Below are 19781 nucleotides of genomic sequence, written 5' to 3' on the forward strand. Positions count from 1 at the left end.
GCCCCCGGCCAGACAGTATTCCCATGCCTTGCGCGGTCGGCACAGACCGCGCCCTGCGCGTCCCGAAAGGGCGTGACGCAACAACCCGATTCCACTAGCAAGCCGAATTCAGGCAGGAAACCTCATGACCGACGCGTTCGAACTCCCCAGCACCCTGGTCCAAGCCCTCCAGCGCCGCGCGGCCCTGACGCCGGATCGGCTGGCCCTGCGTTTTCTCGCGGAATCCGAGGAGCAGGCTGTGGTGCTCAGTTATCGCGAACTCGATCAGCGCGCGCGCACCATTGCCGCCGCGTTGCAGGCCGAGGCCGGTTTCGGCGAGCGCGCGGTATTGCTGTTTCCCAGCGGCCCGGATTACGTCGCGGCCTTCTTCGGTTGCCTGTATGCGGGCGTGATCGCGGTGCCGGCCTATCCGCCGGAATCGGCCCGTCGCCATCATCAGGAACGCTTGCTGTCGATCATTGCCGACGCCGAACCGCGTCTGCTGCTGACCAGTGCCGACCTGCGCGACGCCTTGCAGCAGATCGAAGGCGCGCCGCCGCTGTTGTGTGTCGACACCCTCGACAGCGCGCTGGCCGAGCGTTGGGTCGAGCCGCCCCTGCCGCAAGATCACATCGCCTTCCTGCAATACACCTCCGGTTCCACCGCGCTGCCCAAGGGCGTGCAGGTCAGCCACGGCAATCTGGTCGCCAACGAGCTGCTGATCCGCCACGGTTTCGGCATCGACGTGAACCCGGACGACGTCATCGTCAGTTGGTTGCCGCTGTACCACGACATGGGTCTGATCGGCGGTCTGCTGCAACCGATCTTCAGCGGTGTGCCGTGCATCCTGATGTCCCCGGCGTACTTCCTTGGCCGACCATTGCGCTGGCTCGAAGCGATCAGCCAATACGGCGGCACCATCAGCGGCGGCCCGGACTTCGCCTACCGTCTGTGCAGCGAGCGGGTCAGCGAGTCGGCCATGGAGCGCCTCGACCTCAGCCGCTGGCGCGTGGCGTATTCCGGTTCGGAGCCGATCCGCCTCGATACCCTTGAACGCTTCGCCGAGAAGTTCGTCACCTGCGGTTTCAGCGAAGACAGCTTCATGGCGTCCTACGGTCTGGCCGAGGCGACCCTGTTTGTCGCCGGCACGCCGCGCGGGCAAGGAATTCCGGCCCTGCGCGTGGACGATCAGGCGCTGGCGCAGAACCGCGCCGAGCCTGGCACCGGCAGCCCGATCATGAGTTGCGGCATCAGCCAGCCTGAGCATGCGGTGCTGATCGTCGAGCCGAATCGCCTTGAAGCACTGCCTGACAATGCCGTCGGTGAAGTCTGGGCCGCCGGGCCGAGCATCGCCCACGGCTACTGGCGCAATCCGCAAGCCAGCGCCAAGACCTTCGTCCAGCATGCCGGCCGCACCTGGCTGCGTACCGGTGACCTGGGTTTCATCCGTGATGGCGAGCTGTTCATCACCGGCCGCCTGAAAGACATGCTGATCGTGCGTGGCCACAACCTCTATCCGCAGGACATCGAGCAAACCGTCGAGCGCGAAGTGGAAGTGGTACGCAAGGGCCGGGTCGCGGCGTTCGCGGTCAGCCAGCATGGCGAAGAGGGCATCGGCATCGCGGCGGAAATCAGCCGCAGCGTGCAGAAAATCCTTCCGCCGGAGGCGCTGATCAAAGCCATCCGCCAGGCCGTGGCCGAGGCTTATCAGGAAGCGCCGAGCGTGGTGGTGCTGCTCAATCCTGGCGCGTTGCCGAAGACGTCCAGCGGCAAACTGCAACGTTCGGCGTGCCGTAATCGTCTGGCCGACGGCAGCCTCGACAGCTACGCAGTGTTCCCGACAACCACCGGCGAATCGCAAGAATCGACCGTCTCGGCCTCCGAGCTGGAAACCTTGATCGGTGCGATCTGGGCCGAGCAACTGAACGTCAAAAAGGTCGCGGCCGACGATCACTTTTTCCTCCTCGGCGGTAACTCGATCGCCGCCACCCAAGTGATTGCCAGGGTGCGCGAAGAGCTGGGCCTGGAGCTGAATCTGCGCCTGCTCTTCGAAGCGCCGACCCTCGCGGCATTCACCGCCGCCGTGGCGCAGCAGCAACAGGATGGCGGTAGCGCCCAGGGCGAAATCGCCGCGCTGTCGCGCAACGAGCCGCTGCCGCAATCCCTGGCGCAAAACCGTCTGTGGATCACCTGGCAACTCGATCCGCAGAGCAGCGCCTACAACATTCCCGGCGCCTTGCGCCTGCGTGGCGAACTGGATGAGGACGCCTTGCGCGCCAGTTTCCAGCAACTGGTCGAGCGTCACGAATCCCTGCGCACGCGCTTCTTCGAGCGTGACGGCGTGGCCCTGCAACAGCTGGTCGCAGCGGGTGAATTCAACCTGCAACGGATCGACATCAGCGATCTGCCGCCCGCCGAGCGTGAAACCCGTGCGCAACAGATTCGCGAGGACGAGGCACGTACCCAGTTCGATCTGGAAAAAGGCCCGCTGCTGTGGGTGACGCTGATTCGTCTCGATGACGAAGATCACCAATTGCTGGTGACGATGCACCACATCATCGCCGATGGCTGGTCGATGAACGTGCTGATCGACGAGTTCTCGCGCCTGTACGCCGCTGCCTCCCAAGGCGCGACGGCCAATCTCCCGGCCTTGCCGACCCAATACGCTGACTACGGCAGTTGGCAGCGCCAATGGCTGGCGCAAGGTGAGGGCGAGCGACAACTGGGGTACTGGAAAGCGCAGTTGGGTGACGAGCACCCGACCCTCGAACTGGCCACTGACCATCCGCGCTCGGCGAAGATCAAGCACAGCGCCGCACGGCATGGCGTGCGGCTGAGCGTCAGCCTCAGCGAGGCGATTCGCAACACCGCCCAGGCCCATCAATCCACCCCGTTCATGCTGTTGCTCGCGGCGTTCCAGAGCCTGTTGCACCGCTACAGCGGCCAGCGCGACATTCGCATCGGCGTGCCCAACGCCAACCGTCCGCGTCTGGAAACCCAAGGCCTGATCGGCTTCTTCATCAACACCCAGGTGCTGCGTGCCGAGGTCGATTCGCGCCTGCCATTCGTGGAGCTGCTGGCCCGGACCCGTCAGGCTGCGCTCGGCGCCCAGGCGAATCAGGATCTGCCGTTCGAACAACTGCTCGAAGCCTTTCCGCAGGCGCGCGAACAAGGCTTGTTTCAGGTCATGTTCAACCACCAGCAACGCGACTTGAGCGCGCTGAAGCGTCTGCCGGGACTGCTCGCCGAAGAACTGCCGTGGCACAGCCGCGAGGCCAAGTTCGATCTGCAACTGCACAGCGAAGAAGACCGCAACGGACGTCTGAGCCTGTCCTTCGACTACGCCGATGAGCTGTTCGACGCCGCAACCATCGAGCGTCTGGCCGAGCATTTCTGCAACCTGTTGCGCGAGGTCTGCGAGCGTCCGCAGCAGGCCATCGGCGACCTGCCATTGCTGACCGCCGCCGAACACGATCAGCAGAAGGTCTGGAGCGTTGCCCCTTGCACGCCGGCGCAGCAATGGCTGCCGGAACTGCTCAACGCACAAGCACAGCAGACCCCGGAGCGCACTGCGCTGGTGTGGGACGGCGGCAGTTACGACTTCGCCGAGTTGCACACCCAAGCCAACCGTCTCGCGCATTATCTGCGTGACAAGGGCGTCGGCCCGGACGTGTGCGTGGCTATCGCCTGCGAGCGTTCGCCGCAACTGCTGATCGGTCTGCTGGCGATCATCAAGGCGGGCGGTGCCTATGTGCCGCTGGACCCGGACTACCCGGCCGAACGTCTGGCCTACATGCTCAGCGACAGCGGCGTCGAACTGCTGCTGACCCAGACTGCTTTGCTCGACCGTTTGCCGGCCAGCGAGGGCGTCAGCGTCATCGCCATGGATTCCCTGCACCTGGAGAACTGGCCGAGCCAGGCCCCGGGTCTGCACCTGCACGGTGACCACCTCGCCTACGTGATCTACACCTCCGGTTCCACCGGTCAGCCGAAGGGCGTCGGCAATACCCACGCAGCACTGGCCGAGCGCCTGCAATGGATGCAGGACACCTATCGCCTGAACGACAGCGACGTGCTGCTGCAGAAAGCGCCGATCAGTTTCGACGTGTCGGTGTGGGAATGCTTCTGGCCGCTGATCACCGGTGCGCGCCTGGCGATTGCCGGCCCCGGTGAACACCGTGATCCGCATCGCATCGCGCAACTGGTTCAACAATACGGCGTGACCACGCTGCACTTCGTACCGCCGCTGCTTTCGCTGTTCGTCGACGAACCGTTGAGCGTCGAATGCAGCAGCCTGCGCCGGGTGTTCTCCGGTGGCGAAGCGCTGCCGGCGGAACTGCGCAACCGGCTGCTGGCGCAACTGCCGGCAGTGCAACTGCACAACCGCTACGGTCCGACCGAAACCGCGATCAACGTTACCCATTGGCATTGCTCGACCGGCGACGGCGAGCGCTCGCCGATCGGCCGGCCGCTGGGCAATGTGATCTGCCGCGTACTCGACAGCGACCTGAACCCGGTGCCGGCCGGTGTGCCGGGCGAGTTGTGCATCAGCGGCATCGGTCTGGCCCGTGGTTACCTCGGCCGTCCGGCGTTGACCGCCGAGCGTTTCGTGGTCGATCCGCTGGGCGAGCAGGGCGCACGTTTGTACCGCACCGGTGACCGCGCGCGCTGGACCGCCGAGGGCGTGATCGAATACCTCGGCCGCCTCGATCAGCAGGTCAAGTTGCGCGGCTTCCGCGTCGAGCCGGAAGAAATCGAAGCGCGGCTGCTGGCTCAGGACAGCGTCGCCCAGGCCGTGGTGCTGGTCCGCGAAACCGCCGCCGGTGCGCAACTGATCGGCTACTTCACCACCACCGATTCCAGCGAAGATCCGGACGCGCAAATCACCCGCCTGAAAACCGCGCTGGCCGCCGAGCTGCCGGAATACATGGTGCCGGCGCAACTGATGCGCCTCGATGAAATGCCCCTCAGCCCCAGCGGTAAACTCGACCGCCGCGCGTTGCCCGAGCCGCAATGGCAAGTGCGCGAGCATGTCGAACCGGTCACGGAACTGGAGCAACAGATCGCCGCGATCTGGCGCGAAGTGCTGGGCCTGGCGCAAGTCGGCCTGCGCGACGACTTCTTCGCCCTCGGCGGTCACTCGCTGCTCGCCACACAAATCATTTCCCGGACCCGTCAGGCCTGCGACGTCGAGTTGCCGCTGCGCGCGTTGTTCGAACACAGCGAACTGGGGGATTTCGCCGGGCAGATCCGCCTGATCCAGGCCAGTGGCCGCACCAACAAACAGCCGCCGATCGACAAGGTCGACCGCAGCCGACCGGTGCCGCTGTCGTACTCCCAGCAGCGCATGTGGTTCCTCTGGCAGATGGAACCGGACAGCCCGGCGTACAACGTCGGCGGCATGGCGCGTCTGCGTGGCGTGCTGGATGTCGGGCGTTTCGAGGCGGCGTTGCAGGCGTTGATCCTGCGCCACGAAACCCTGCGCACCACGTTCCCGAGCGTCGACGGCGTGGCCCGTCAGCAGGTGCATGCCGAAACCGGCGTGCGCATGGACTGGAAGGATTTCTCCAAACTCGCCGCTGACCTGCGCGAGCAGAAAGTCCAGCAACTGGCCGACGAAGAAGCCCATCAGCCGTTCGATCTGGAAACCGGTCTGCTGCTGCGCGCCTGCCTGGTCAAGACCGCCGAACACGAACACTACTTCGTTCTGACCCTGCACCACATCGTCACCGAAGGCTGGGCGATGGACATCTTCGCCCGCGAACTCAGCGCGTTGTACGAAGCCTTTGTCGACGACCGCGAGTCGCCGCTGGAACCGTTGCCGGTGCAGTACCTCGATTACAGCGTCTGGCAGCGCAACTGGCTGGAGTCCGGCGAGCGTCAGCGTCAGCTCGATTACTGGACCGCGCAACTGGGCCGCGAACATCCGCTGCTGGAATTGCCGGGCGACCGTCCGCGTCCGCCGGTGCAAAGCCATCAGGGCGAACTGTTCCGTTTCGACCTCAGCGATGACCTCGCCGCCCGCGTCCGTGCGTTCAATGCGCAGAACGGTCTGACCCTGTTCATGACCATGACCGCCGCGCTCGCCACGCTGCTCTACCGCTACAGCGGCCAGACCGATCTGCGTATCGGCGCGCCGGTGGCCAACCGCATTCGCCCGGAAAGTGAAGGGCTGATCGGTGCGTTCCTCAACACTCAGGTGCTGCGTTGCCAGCTCGACGGCCAGATGTCGGTGGGCGAGTTGTTCGAGCAAGTGCGCCACACCGTCATCGAAGGTCAGTCCCATCAGGATCTGCCGTTCGATCATCTGGTGGAGGCGTTGCAGCCGCCGCGCAGTGCTGCCTACAACCCGCTGTTCCAGGTGATGTGCAACGTGCAGCGCTGGGAGTTCCAGCAGAGCCGCACCCTAGCCGGGATGACTGTCGAGTACCTGGCCAACGATGCGCGGGCGACCAAGTTCGACCTCAACCTTGAAGTCACCGACCTCGACCATCGCCTCGGTTGCTGCCTGACTTACAGCACCGACCTGTTCGATGAGCCGACCATCGCCCGTATGGCCAAACATTGGCGCAATCTGCTGGAAGCGCTGATCGCCGACCCGCAACAACGCCTCAGCGAATTGCCGCTGCTCGACACGGCTGAACGTCAGCGATTGCTCGACAGCCTCGGCGTCGAGCCGGGCGAGCGGCGTCTCGACCAGTGCATCCATCACCTGTTCGCCGAGCAGGCGCTGGTGCGCAAGGACGCTCCGGCCCTGACCTTCGCCGGACAGACCCTGAGCTACGCCGAGCTGGATGCGCGGGCCAATCGTCTGGCCTGGGTGCTGCGTGAGCGCGGTGTCGGGCCGCAAGTGCGAGTCGGTCTGGCGCTGGAGCGTTCGCTGGAAATGGTCATCGGCCTGCTGGCGATTCTCAAGGCTGGCGGCGCCTACGTGCCGCTGGACCCGGAATACCCGCTCGATCGCCTGCATTACATGATCGAGGACAGCGGCGTCGGCCTGCTGCTCAGCGACCGCGCGATGTTCACGGCTCTCGGTGAACTGCCGTCGAACGTGGCGCGCTGGTGCCTGGAAGATGACCGCGCCGCGCTCGCCGATTACCCGGCCACGGAGTTGCCGTTCATCAGCCTGCCGCAACATCAGGCGTACCTGATCTACACCTCGGGCTCCACCGGCAAGCCGAAAGGCGTGGTGGTGTCCCACGGTGAAATCGCCATGCATTGCCAGGCCGTGATCGAGCGGTTCGGCATGCGCCCGGATGACTGCGAACTGCACTTCTATTCGATCAACTTCGACGCCGCCACCGAGCGTCTGCTGGTGCCGTTGCTCAGTGGCGCGCAAGTGGTGCTGCGTGCGCAGGGGCAGTGGGACGCGGAAGAAATCTGCGATCTGATTCGCACCCATCGCATCAATGTCCTCGGGTTCACGCCGAGCTACGGCAGCCAGTTGGCGCAATTCCTGGCGACGCAAAACGACACCCTGCCGGTGCGGATGATCATCACCGGCGGCGAGGCGCTGACCGGCGAACACCTGCAACGGATTCGCGCCGCCTTCAAGCCGAGCCTGTTCTTCAACGCCTACGGTCCGACCGAAACCGTGGTCATGCCGCTGGCGAGCCTGGCGCCGCTCGTGCTGGAAGAGGGCGCGGGCAGCGTGCCGATCGGCAGCGTGATCGGCGACCGTGTGGCCTACATTCTCGACGCCGATCTGGCGCTGGTGCCGCAAGGCGCGACCGGTGAACTGTTCGTCGGCGGTGCCGGTCTGGCCCTGGGTTATCACGAGCGCGCCGGCATCAGTGCCGAACGCTTTGTCGCCGACCCGTTCGCCGCCGATGGCGGGCGCATGTACCGCACCGGCGACCTGGTGCGCCAGCGCGCCGACGGACTGGTGGAGTACCTGGGGCGGATCGACCATCAGGTGAAGATCCGTGGTTTCCGCATCGAGCTGGGCGAGATCGAAACCCGCCTGCTGGAGCACGCCTCGATTCGTGAAGCGGTGGTGCTGGCGCTGGATGCGCCGAGCGGCAAGCAACTGGTTGGCTATCTGGTGACCGAAGTGGCCGAGCAGGGCGACGCCGAGCAAGCCGAACTGCGCGAAGCGCTGAAGGCGCACCTCAAGGCACAACTGCCGGACTACATGGTGCCGACCCACCTGATGCTGCTGGCGAGCATGCCGCTGACCGCCAACGGCAAGCTCGACCGTCGCGCCTTGCCGGCGCCGGACCCGGAGTTGAACCGTCAGGATTACGTGGCGCCGAGCAATGAGCTGGAACAGACCCTGGCGCAGATCTGGTGCGAGGTGCTCAACGTCCAGCAGGTCGGCCTCAACGACAACTTCTTTGAACTGGGCGGCGATTCGATCCTGTCGATCCAGGTGGTCAGCCGTGCGCGGCAGCAGGGCATTCATTTCAGCCCGCGCGACCTGTTCCAGCATCAGACCGTGCAGACCCTCGCGGCTGTCGCCAGCCGCAGCGAGCAAATCACCGCCGAGCAAGGACTGGTGAGCGGTGAGTCACGCCTGACGCCGATCCAGCATTGGTTCTTCGACAGCGAGATTCCCCAGCGTCAGCACTGGAACCAGGCGTTGTTGCTGGAGCCGACTTCGGTCCTGGAACCGCATCGGCTGGAGCAAGCGCTGTTGGCGGTCATCGAGCAGCATGACGCCTTGCGTCTGCGCTTCACCGAGAGTACGGGGCAGTGGCAGGCGAGCCATCAGCCGGTGTCCGATGCCGCTGTGCTGTGGCAGGTTCGCGTGCCGTCGATGGACCAGTGCCAGGCGCTGTTCGCCGACGCCCAGCGCAGCCTCGATCTGCAGGAAGGGCCGCTGATGCGTGTCGTGCTGGTCGATGGGCCTGAGGGACAGCAACGCCTGTTTATCGCGATCCATCACCTGGTCGTCGACGGCGTGTCGTGGCGCGTCTTGCTCGACGATCTGCAAACCGTGTATCGCCAGCTCGAGGCCGGACAGTCGGTAAAACTGCCGGCGAAAACCAGCGCCTTCAAGGACTGGGCGGCGCGCTTGCAGGCTTATGCCGGCAGCGAATCCCTGCGCGAAGAACGGGACTGGTGGCAAGCGCAACTGGCCGGGCCGAGTGCCGAATTGCCGTGCGAAAACCCGCAGGGCGGTCAGCAGAATCTCCACGCGCAAACCGTCAGCGTGCGTCTCGACGCCGAGCACACCCAACAGTTGTTGCAGCAGGCACCGAGTGCCTACCGCACCCAGGTCAACGACCTGTTGCTGACCGCGCTGGCTCGCGTGCTGTGCCGTTGGAGCGGCCAGCCATCGGCGCTGATTCAACTGGAAGGCCACGGTCGCGAAACCCTGTTCGACGAAATCGACCTGACCCGCACCGTCGGCTGGTTCACCAGCGCTTATCCGCTGCGCCTGATCCCGCACAACATCGAGGAGGCCGCCGGGCAGGGCGCTTCGATCAAGGCGATCAAGGAGCAACTGCGCGCGGTGCCGCACAAAGGCCTGGGCTACGGCGTGCTGCGTTATCTGGCCGATGACGCCAGCCGCGCGAGCATGGCGGCATTGCCGCATGCACCGATCACCTTCAACTACCTTGGCCAGTTCGACCAGAGCTTCGGCAGCGAGGCGTTGTTCCGTCCGCTGGACGAGCCGGTCGGCGCGGCCCACGACCCGCAGGCGCCATTGCCGAACGAGTTGAGTGTCGACAGTCAAGTCTACGGCGGTGAGTTGCTGCTGCGCTGGACCTTCAGCGCCGAGCGTTACGACGCGCAGACCATCAATGAACTGGCCGATGCCTACCTTGGTGAATTGCAAAGCCTGATCGAACACTGCCTGCAAGACTCCGCCGGTGGCCTGACGCCGTCGGACTTCCCGCTGGCGAAACTGACTCAGGCGCAGCTCGACGCATTGCCGGTGCCGGCGGCGCACATCGAGGATGTGTACCCGCTGACGCCGATGCAGGAGGGCATGCTGCTGCACACCCTGCTCGAGCCGGGCACCGGCCTGTACTACATGCAGGATCGCTACCGCATCAACAGCGAGCTAGACCCCGAGCGTTTCGCCCAGGCCTGGCAAGCGGTGGTCGCCCGTCACGAAGCGTTGCGTGCCTCGTTCTGCTGGAACGTCGGCGAAGACATGCTGCAAGTGATCCACACCCCGGGTCGCACACCGATCGAGTATCTGGACTGGAGCGCCGTCGCCGAAGCCGAGCAGGAACCGCAACTGCAGGCGCTGCTGAAAAGCGAGCGCGAGGCCGGCTTCGATCTGCTCAATCAGGCGCCGTTCCACCTGCGCCTGATCAAGGTCGGCGCGGCGCGCTACTGGTTCATGATGAGCAACCACCACATCCTGATCGATGCCTGGTGCCGTTCGCTGCTGATGAACGACTTCTTCGAGATTTACACCGCGCTGGGCGAAGGTCGCGACGCGCAGCTTTCCGTACCACCGCGCTACCGCGATTACATCGGCTGGCTGCAACGCCAGAGCCTGGCCGAGGCGCGTCAGTGGTGGCAACAGAACCTGCAAGGGTTCGAGCGCACCACGCCGATCCCGAGCGACCGGCCGTTCCTGCGCGAGCATGCCGGTGAAAGCGGCGGCATGATCGTCGGCGACCGCTACACCCGTCTCGATGTGCAGGATGGCGCCCGCCTGCGTGAGCTGGCCCAGGCCCATCAACTGACCGTCAATACATTTGCCCAGGCCGCGTGGGCGCTGGTGCTGCGTCGTCTGAGCGGTGATCGCGACGTACTGTTTGGCGTCACCGTGGCCGGGCGTCCGGTGGACATGCCGCAGATGCAACGCACCGTCGGCCTGTTCATCAACAGCATCGCGCTGCGGGTGCAGATCCCGGCGGACGACCAGCGCGCCAGCGTGCGGCAGTGGCTGAGCGGTCTGCTCGACAGCAACATGCAATTGCGCGAGTACGAATATCTGCCGCTGGTGAACATCCAGGAGCAAAGCGAACTGCCGAAAGGCCAGCCGCTGTTCGACAGCCTGTTCGTGTTCGAGAACGCCCCGGTGGAAGTCTCGGTGCTGGATCGCGCGCAGAGCCTCAATGCGACTTCGGACTCGGGCCGGACCCACACCAACTTCCCGCTGACGGCGGTCTGCTATCCGGGCGATGACCTCGGTCTGCACCTGTCCTACGACCAGCGTTACTTCGACGAGTCGACGGTCGAGCGCATGCTGGGCGAGTTCAAGCGTCTGTTGCTGGCGCTGGTCGAGGGGTTCCATGGTGACATGGCTGACCTGCCGTTGCTGGGTGCAGAGGAACAGGACTTCCTGCTCCACGGCTGCAACCAGAGTGCTCACGACTATCCGCTGGAACAGAGCTACGTCGCCCAGTTCGAAGCGCAAGTGGCGACGCACCCGCAGCGCATTGCCGCCAGTTGCCTCGATCAACAGCAGAGCTACGAACAGTTGAACCAAAATGCCAACCGACTCGGCCATGCATTGGTCGCGGCGGGCGTGCAGATGGATCAGCCGGTGGCGCTGCTGGCCGAGCGTAATCTTGATCTGCTGGGCATGATTATCGGGAGTTTCAAGGCGGGCGCCGGTTACCTGCCGCTGGACCCGGGTCTGCCGAGTCAGCGCCTGAGCCGCATCATCGAACTCAGCCAGACGCCAGTGTTGGTGTGCAGCGCGGCTTGCCGTGAGCAGGCGCAGGTGTTGCTCGACGAGTTCGGTTGTGCCAACCGGCCACGCTTGCTGGTCTGGGAAGAGGTTCAGGCCAGCGCGCAATCGGCGGCCAATCCGGGGATCTACAGCGGCCCGGACAACCTCGCCTACGTGATCTACACCTCCGGTTCCACCGGGTTACCGAAAGGCGTGATGGTCGAGCAGCGCGGCATGCTCAACAACCAGTTGAGCAAGGTGCCGTACCTGAAGCTGAGTGACGCCGACGTGATCGCCCAGACCGCGTCGCAGAGCTTCGACATTTCGGTCTGGCAGTTCCTCGCCGCCCCGTTGTTCGGCGCGCGGGTGGACATCGTGCCGAATATCATCGCCCACGATCCGCAAGGACTGCTGGTGCATGTGCAGGCCCAGGGCATCACCGTGCTGGAGAGCGTGCCGTCGCTGATCCAGGGCATGCTCGCCCAGGAGCGCCTGAGCCTCGACGGCTTGCGCTGGATGCTGCCGACCGGTGAAGCGATGCCGCCGGAACTGGCGCACCAATGGCTGCTGCGTTACCCGGACATCGGTCTGGTCAACGCTTACGGTCCGGCGGAGTGCTCGGACGACGTGGCGTTCTTCCGCGTCGACCTGGCCTCGACGCGCGGCAGTTATCTGCCGATCGGCACGCCGACCGACAACAACTTGCTGTACCTGCTCGATGGCGCGCTGGAACTGGTGCCGCTGGGTGCGGTGGGTGAGTTGTGCGTGGCCGGCACCGGCGTCGGTCGTGGTTACGTCAGCGATCCGCTGCGCACTGCGCCGGTGTTCGTGCCGAATCCGTTCGGCGCGCCGGGCGAGCGCCTGTACCGCACCGGTGACCTTGCGCGCCGTCGCAGCGACGGCGTGCTGGAGTACGTCGGCCGGGTCGACCATCAAGTGAAGATCCGCGGTTACCGGATCGAGCTGGGTGAGATCGAAGCGCGTCTGCACGAGCAGCCGGAAGTCCGCGACGGCGCGGTGGGTGTGCAGGAAGGCGCCAATGGCAAGCATTTGGTCGGTTATCTGGTGGCGGCGGAGTCTGCGCTGAATCCGAGCGAGCGCCTGGAGCGAATCAAGCAGCGCCTGCGTGCTGAACTGCCGGAATACATGGTGCCGCTGCACTGGCTGTGGCTGGATCGGCTGCCGCTCAACGCCAACGGCAAACTCGACCGCAAGGCCTTGCCGGCACTGGAGATCGGTCAGTTGCAGAGCCAGGATTACCTGGCGCCGCGCAACGAGCTGGAGCAGACCCTGGCCGATATCTGGGCCGAGGTGCTGAAGGTCGAGAAGGTGGGCGTACTCGACAACTTCTTCGAACTCGGCGGCCACTCGCTGCTCGCCACGCAAATCGCTTCGCGGGTGCAGAAAACCCTGCAACGCGACGTGCCGCTGCGGGCGATGTTCGAATGCAGCACGGTGGCGGAACTGGCCGAGTACATCGAAGGGCTGGCGGCCAGTGACATCACCGAGGACAAGGTGGATCGGCTCAATGACCTGATGGCGGAGCTGGAGGGGCTTTAATCTCCAGCCTTCCCGAAGGCCTCTTTGCGGGCAAGCCCGCTCCCACAGGATCATGCAGTGAACACAAAATGTGTGACCACTCAGAGATCCACTGTGAGAGCGGGATTGCCCGCGAAGGCCTCAGACCAGACACCTTCAATCTGTCTTGTACATTCCCGTACATTTCCCCGGTTGACGATCAGACACCGGCAGCTCAGTCTGCCGGTTCTCTTTTTCCACGGAGGTGATCAATGCCCTTTTTCACGGTAGACGGACAAGCCCTGCATTACACCGATCAAGGCGCTGGCCCGGCAGTCTTGCTGGCCGGCAGTTATCTCTGGGATCAGGCGATGTGGGCGCCGCAGATCGCTGCGTTGTCGCCGCACTATCGGGTGATTGCGCTGGATTTGTGGGGCCACGGCGAGTCCGGACGTTTGCCCGAAGGCACCACGTCGCTGGATGACATCGCCCGCCAGGCCCTGGCCTTGCTCGATCATCTGGACATCGACCGGGTCACCCTGGTCGGACTGTCGGTCGGTGGCATGTGGGGCGTGCGCCTGGCGCTGTCGGCCGCGCAGCGGCTCAACGGCCTGGTGCTGATGGACACCTACGTCGGCGTCGAGCCGGAGCCGACTCGCCAGTATTACTTCTCGCTGTTCAAGCAGATCGAAGACAGCGGTGAAATCTCCGAGCAACTGCTGGACATCGTGGTGCCGATTTTCTTCCGGCCGGGCATCGACAAGCAGTCGGCGCTGTACCAGGATTTTCGCGCGAAACTGGCGGGATACTCGCCGGAACGTTTGCGCGAAAGCATCGTGCCGATGGGGCGGATCACCTTCGGTCGCGATGACCTGCTGCCGCGTCTGGGCGAATTGAATGCGGCGACCACCCTGGTGGTCTGCGGCGATCAGGACAAGCCACGGCCATCGTCGGAGGCGCAGGAAATGGCCGAGCTGATCGGCTGTCCGTGCGTGCTGGTGCCGGAGGCGGGGCACATCTCCAATCTGGAGAACCCTGAGTTTGTCACCGAGGTGCTGAAGGCCTTCCTGGGGCAGCGCCACAGGTAGCGAGCATGAAAAAAGATCGCAGCCTTGGCTGCGATCTTTTGCTTACTTGGGTCCGAGAATTTTCACCAGTTTGTCCGGTGTCGGCGCGCCTTGCTGTTGTTGCAGCCCACCCTTGTCGTCCAGATAGAAGATCGCCGGGGTCGCTTCCAGCTCCAGGTCCTGCATTAACTGCATGTTCGCCGCAAGGTGAGTCTGCACTGCCTTCGGAATGTCTTTCAGGGCTTTCAGCGAACTGCCCTTGCCGGCCTTCTCGTGTTCTTCCAGCGCTTTGGCCGGGTCCTTGGCCGCCATCAGCGCAGCGGCCTTGGCCGGGCTGTCTTCGCGGATGATGCCGACCATGATGTGGCGCAGTTGCACCTTGCCGGCCTTGATCCATGGGCGGGCCTGTTCCCAGAACATGTTGCAGTACGGGCAGTTCGGGTCGCTGAACAGGTACACCGTGCGCGGCGCATTTTTGTCACCGTCCTGAATCCAGTTGCTTGCTTCGAACTTGGCCCAGATCTCCTTGGCCATCGGTGCATAGACCAGTTTTTCCAGCGGTGCGCTGCTCAGGTCACTGCCGGCCTCGTCGTACAGATTGCCCAGCAATACATGCTTGCCGTCCGGGGTCAGGTACAACGCCATGCCGCGATTCTGGTACTGCGCCGCGTAACCGCGCAGACCGTCGGGAGCGTCGAACTGGCCGACGATTTTTGCGCCCTTGGCTTCGATCTTCTTGATCGCTTCAGGCAATTCTTCAGCGGCCTGCAGCGACGGCAAGTGCAGCAGGGCAGCGCCCAGGGTCAGCGTCAGCAGGTGGCGGAGGCGGGGCATGGGAGTTTCCTTGCAGAGGTGGCCGGTGCGGCGTTCGGAGTGAGGGTGTCGAAGTTTTCCAGAGCGCGGGCCAGACTGGCGTTCGACAGCTCGCCCAGATGACTGCCCAACAGGCGTCCATCGGGGCTGTAAAAGAGGGTGGTTGGCAGAGCCATGGAGCCCACGGCCTGACCCAGGCGTCCGCTGCGATCGAACAGCACGTTGGACAGGCTCAGGCCCTGGGTTTCAAGAAAGGTCGCGACGCTTTGCATGCTTTCGGCCTGATTGACGAACAGGAAGGTCAGGTCCGGGCGCTGCTGCTGGGCGTTTTCCAGCACCGGCATTTCGCGTCGGCACGGCGGGCACCAGGTCGCCCACAGATTGATCACCAACGGGCCGCCCTGATAGTCGGAGAGTTTCACGGTTTCCCCGGCGGCATTGCGCAGGGCGATGTCCGGCAGGCGTGTGCCTTGTTCATAAATGCTCAACGACAGCGTCGCCAACACCCAGAACGCCACGCCGCTGACCACGCCGAAACCCAGTGGTCGGCGCAACCCCGGCCGCCGCCAGCCGCGATACAGCGCCGCGAGCAGCAGCACGATCACCCCCGGCCAGGCGAGGAAACCGCCGTCGCGCAGATCGATGATCTGCCACGGATCGGCGCGGTAATGGCCCCAATACACGGCGACAAACGCGATGCGCGCCGCCAGCAGGCCAAGCAGGAACAGGCTGAACAGCGCCGACTCGGGGTTATCGCCGCCACGCTTGGCGACCCGCCAGCCGACCAATGTCGCCAGCGCCAGCGCACTGATCAGCAGCAGGTGGTTGAGCGCGATGGCAAAGGTGCCGAGGGTGAAGGTCAGCATTAACGGGCGTCTCGGGTGGTGGTCCAGCGTTGCAGGAACGTATCGGCATCGACTTCGCCGGTGATGCGCTGGCTGCGGCGTTCTTCGCCGTCGCCGCCGATCCAGACGAAACTCGGCGGCCCCGGCACTTTATAACGACCGAGCAGCTCGCGGCTGGCGGCATTGTCGGCGGTGACATCGAGTCGGAGCAAGCGCACATCGCTCAGGGCCTGCATCACGCGCGGCTGGCCGAACACCTGTTTTTCCATGACTTTGCACGACACGCACCAGTCGGCGTAGTAATCGAGCAAGACCCACTGGCCCTGGGCTTTCGCCGCGTCGAGTTCGCGTTGCAGGGCCGCAGGGTCGTTGATCGTGGTGAAGGCCTCATGAGCATTCGGCACGGCAGTTGCGCTACGGCCGGCGCTGTAGACCTGCAACGGCTGATACGGATCGTCGCTGCCACCCGCCGCACCCACCACCAGCAGACTGCCCCACAGACCGAGCAGTAGCGAGCTCGCGCCGAATAGTTGGGCGACGCGGCCAAAACCTTCCGATTGTTTCCAGGCACTGTAGGCGGCGATCAACAACAGCGCACCGCACAGGCCCAGCCACAGCGAAGGATTGAGTACCGGGCGCAACATCAGCAGCGCGGTGGCGAGGAACAGGAAGCCGAATACGCCTTTGAGCAGGTTCATCCACGCACCGGGCTTGGGCAGGAAGCGATTGCCGACAGTTACCAGCAACAGCAGCGGCACGCCAATGCCGATGCCCAGGGCAAACAGGATCAGACCACCGTGCAGCGCATTGCCGCTTTGTGCGATGTAGAGCAGGGCGCCGGCCAGCGGGGCGGTCATGCACGGCCCGACCAGCAACCCCGACAGCGCACCCAGCACTCCGGCGCCGATCAGACTGCCGCCGCTGCGGCTGCGCGAGGCGTGTTCCAGTCGGTCACGCAGCGCCACCGGCAGTTGCAGTTCGAAGAAACCGAACATCGGCAGCGCCAGCACCACGAAGATCGCCGCGAAGGCACCGAGCAGCCATGGGTTCTGCAACCACGCCTGAAGATTGGCCCCCAGCAATGCCGCAATCACCCCCATCGCTGCGTAGACCAGCGCCATGCAGATCACATAGCTGCTGGCCAGGGCGAAACCGCGTCGCGGGGTGGCACCGCTGCCGACAATCATCCCGGCGAGAATCGGCAGCATCGGTAGCGAGCAGGGGGTAAACGCCAGTAACAGGCCGAGGCCGAAGAACACCAGCAGGCTCCAGCCCAGCGCCCGCTGTTGCAGGCTGCTGGCAAGGGCTTGATCCGGTGCTTGCGCACCCGCTGCGGTCGGCGCCTTGCCGCCCAGGTCGATGACCCGGGTTTGCGGTGGATAACACAGGCCGGCGTCGGCGCAGCCCTGATAAGTGACCTTGATCTGTCCGCTGGCCGCCGCCGGGATCTTCACTTCCAGGCCTTGGCGATAGACCGGTTGTTCACCGAAAAACTCGTCGCTGTGGGATTCGCCTTCGGGCAGCGCCGGCGCGTTTTCCGCCGCCAGGCCATCGAATTTCAGGCGTTTCTGATACAGGTAATAGCCGTCGGCGATCTGCCAGAACAGCTGGTTTTCGCCGGATTCCAGACGTTCCGAGGTCAGGACGAACGCCTTGTCGACCGGTAGAAAGTCCGGTTTCGTCGCAAACGGGTCATTTCCTGCCTGGGCCAGACCCGAGATCAACAGTGCAAACAATAAAAAGAAGTGACGCATGGAAAAACCTTGTCCCTGTAAGTGAGGAGCACAATGGGCGGCGGCGATTAACCGATGATTAACCGTGACGCCCTTGTCGGTGCGGCGTTCGGGGCATAATGTCGGCTTAATCGGCCGGCGGCCTAATCAGCACTTTTCAACGGGACTCAGCATGCACGTATTGGTTTGCGAAGACGATGAGTTGATCGCCAGCGGCATTGTCGCAGGACTGACGGCCCAGGGGTTGACCGTGGAGCACGTCAACACTGCGTCCAAGGCGCGAGCGATGCTCAAAGTCGCCGAATTCGACGTGATGGTGCTGGATCTCGGCCTGCCGGACGAAGACGGTCTGAAGCTGTTGCAGCAGTTGCGCCATCAGGGCCTGGAAATTCCGGTGCTGATCCTCACCGCGCGGGATGCGGTCACCGATCGCGTCGACGGTCTGCAGGCCGGTGCCGACGACTACCTGCTCAAGCCGTTCGATCTGCGCGAACTGTTCGCCCGTCTGCAAACTCTGTTGCGGCGGGTCGCCGGGCGTAGCGTCAACCTGATCGAGCACGGCGCGCTGACGTACGACCCGAGCAGCCGCGAAACCACCCTGGCCGGGCAACCGGTGGACCTGTCGCGACGTGAGCAATCACTGTTGCAGGCCTTGCTGCACAACCGTGGCCGGGTGTTGTCCACCGAGCAACTGAAGGACAGCGTCTACGGATTCAACGACGAACTGGAGAGCAACGCACTCAACGTGCATATCCACCACCTGCGCAGCAAGCTCGGCAAAGGCATTGTGGAAACCGTCCGGGGCCTGGGCTATCGCCTCGGCCCGGCCGATGGCGGAGAACAAGACAAGTGATGAGTCTGCGTCTGCGCCTGAGCCTGACCCTCGGCGCCGCGTTCGCGCTGATCTGGGCCTTGGCGGCAGCCTGGATGCTCAGCGATCTGCGCAATCAGATGATGTTTTCCCTCGACCAGCGTCTGGTGGCGTCGGCGCGAATGGTCGCTGGCCTGCTCGAGCAACTGCCGACCCTGCCGAGCAAGGGCGAGGGCACTCACTTCAGTGCCGAACAACTGAACATTCCCGGGGGCATGGCCTGTCAGGTCAGTTCCCTGCGCGGCGAGATTCTGGCCCGCAGCCACAATAATCCCGAACAGGCGCTGGAAGCCGAGAAAATGGGCTTCCACGATCAGATGATCGACGGTGCGCCGTGGCGCAGTTTTACCCTGGCCCGGGGCGATGTGCGGATCACCACGGCGGATCGGCAGATCGAGCGCGAAGCCCTGAACATGTCGATTCTGCTGGCGGCGTCGGTGCCGGTCGGCGTGGCGTTGCTGGGTTGTCTGTGCCTGCTGTGGCTGGGCATCGGCCAGGGCCTGGCGCCGCTCAACCGCTTGCGTGAAGCCTTGATGCGACGCAATGCCGACTCGCTGGAACCGTTGCAGATCCAGTCATTTCCGAGCGAACTGAAACCGTTGCTCGACACCCAGAATCAATTGTTCCAGCGCATCGGCAAGACCATCGAGCGCGAGCGGCGCCTGACCGGTGACGCCGCCCACGAACTGCGCAGCCCGCTGACCGCGATCAAGACCCACCTGCAAGTGGCGCGCATGACCGAAGGCAGTGCCCGGGATCAGTCCCTGGCCCGCGCCGAAGAAGGTGCCGATCGCTTGCACCGGACCCTTGAACAATTGCTGTTGCTGGCGCGGGTGGAAGGCAGTCTGTCGTTCGACGACGGCGTGCAGTGCAGCGCCGAGCAAGTGGCGAAACTGGCGATTCAGGACGCGGCGGGCGGCGAGCGGCAGCGGATCAAACTGCATGTGCCGAACGTGTTGTCCGCCGCGCCGCTGCAAATGCCGGCGGTGCTGTCGATTGCGGCGTTGCGCAACCTGCTCGACAACGCCTTGCGCCACACCCCGGGGGACGGTGCAGTGGACCTGAGCCTGGAAACCACCGGCAACCGCGTGCGCTTCGTGGTGCGCGACCACGGGCCGGGCATCGCCGCCGATGATTTGCAGCACCTGACCCAACGCTTCTGGCGCAACGGTCAGAGCACCGGTTGCGGCCTCGGCCTGGCGATCGTCCAGGCCATCGTCCAGCGCTGCGCTTGCACCCTGCATTTCGACAGCCGTCCGGATGGCCTGCGGGTCGAGCTGACGATGCCGTTGCAGCCTGTGTAAGTCCGCTCACTTCCTCATGTGCGAGCCGGGCTTGCCCGCTCCCACGTTTGGGTGAGGCGAAGGTCAT

General features: G+C 64.4%; 7 protein-coding genes. 4 read left to right on the top strand and 3 right to left on the bottom strand.

What is annotated here, in order from left to right:
• Nucleotides 1-124: 124 nt before the first annotated feature.
• Nucleotides 125-13123: a non-ribosomal peptide synthetase gene (locus tag N8H74_RS13500; protein WP_262148107.1), complete on the top strand. Its 12999-nt coding sequence runs from the start codon at nt 125-127 to the stop codon at nt 13121-13123.
• A gap of 230 nt (nt 13124-13353) precedes the next feature.
• Nucleotides 13354-14169 carry an alpha/beta fold hydrolase gene (locus N8H74_RS13505; RefSeq protein WP_262148109.1) on the top strand — a complete coding sequence of 272 codons (816 nt, stop codon included), beginning with the start codon at nt 13354-13356 and terminating at the stop codon, nt 14167-14169.
• Between the two features lie 42 nt (nt 14170-14211).
• Here the strand turns inward: N8H74_RS13505 and dsbG are convergent, their stop codons facing one another.
• The 3 genes from dsbG to dsbD are packed head-to-tail and all read right to left on the bottom strand — an operon-like array spanning nt 14212 to nt 17560.
• Nucleotides 14212-14982, bottom strand: coding sequence for a thiol:disulfide interchange protein DsbG (gene dsbG, locus N8H74_RS13510; protein WP_262148111.1), 771 nt, complete (start codon nt 14980-14982; stop codon nt 14212-14214).
• Nucleotides 14958-15827: a TlpA disulfide reductase family protein gene (locus N8H74_RS13515; RefSeq protein WP_262148113.1), complete on the bottom strand. Its 870-nt coding sequence runs from the start codon at nt 15825-15827 to the stop codon at nt 14958-14960. The genes dsbG and N8H74_RS13515 overlap by 25 nt, the downstream gene beginning before the upstream one ends.
• Entirely contained in the window at nt 15827-17560 is a 1734-nt protein-coding gene (gene dsbD / locus N8H74_RS13520) for a protein-disulfide reductase DsbD (RefSeq protein WP_262148115.1), read from the bottom strand. The genes N8H74_RS13515 and dsbD overlap by 1 nt, the downstream gene beginning before the upstream one ends.
• A 151-nt stretch (nt 17561-17711) precedes the next feature.
• Here dsbD and N8H74_RS13525 point away from each other — a divergent pair, with 151 nt between their 5' ends.
• Both N8H74_RS13525 and N8H74_RS13530 read left to right on the top strand, forming a co-directional pair.
• Entirely contained in the window at nt 17712-18392 is a 681-nt protein-coding gene (locus N8H74_RS13525) for a response regulator (protein WP_217830849.1), read from the top strand.
• Nucleotides 18392-19714, top strand: a complete 1323-nt coding sequence (locus N8H74_RS13530) for an ATP-binding protein (RefSeq protein WP_217830850.1) — start codon at nt 18392-18394, stop codon at nt 19712-19714. Before N8H74_RS13525 ends, N8H74_RS13530 begins: the two co-directional genes overlap by 1 nt.
• Nucleotides 19715-19781 lie beyond the last annotated feature (67 nt).

The sequence above is a fragment of the Pseudomonas sp. B2M1-30 genome (genome assembly GCF_025447575.1).
GTDB lineage: Bacteria > Pseudomonadota > Gammaproteobacteria > Pseudomonadales > Pseudomonadaceae > Aquipseudomonas > Aquipseudomonas botevensis.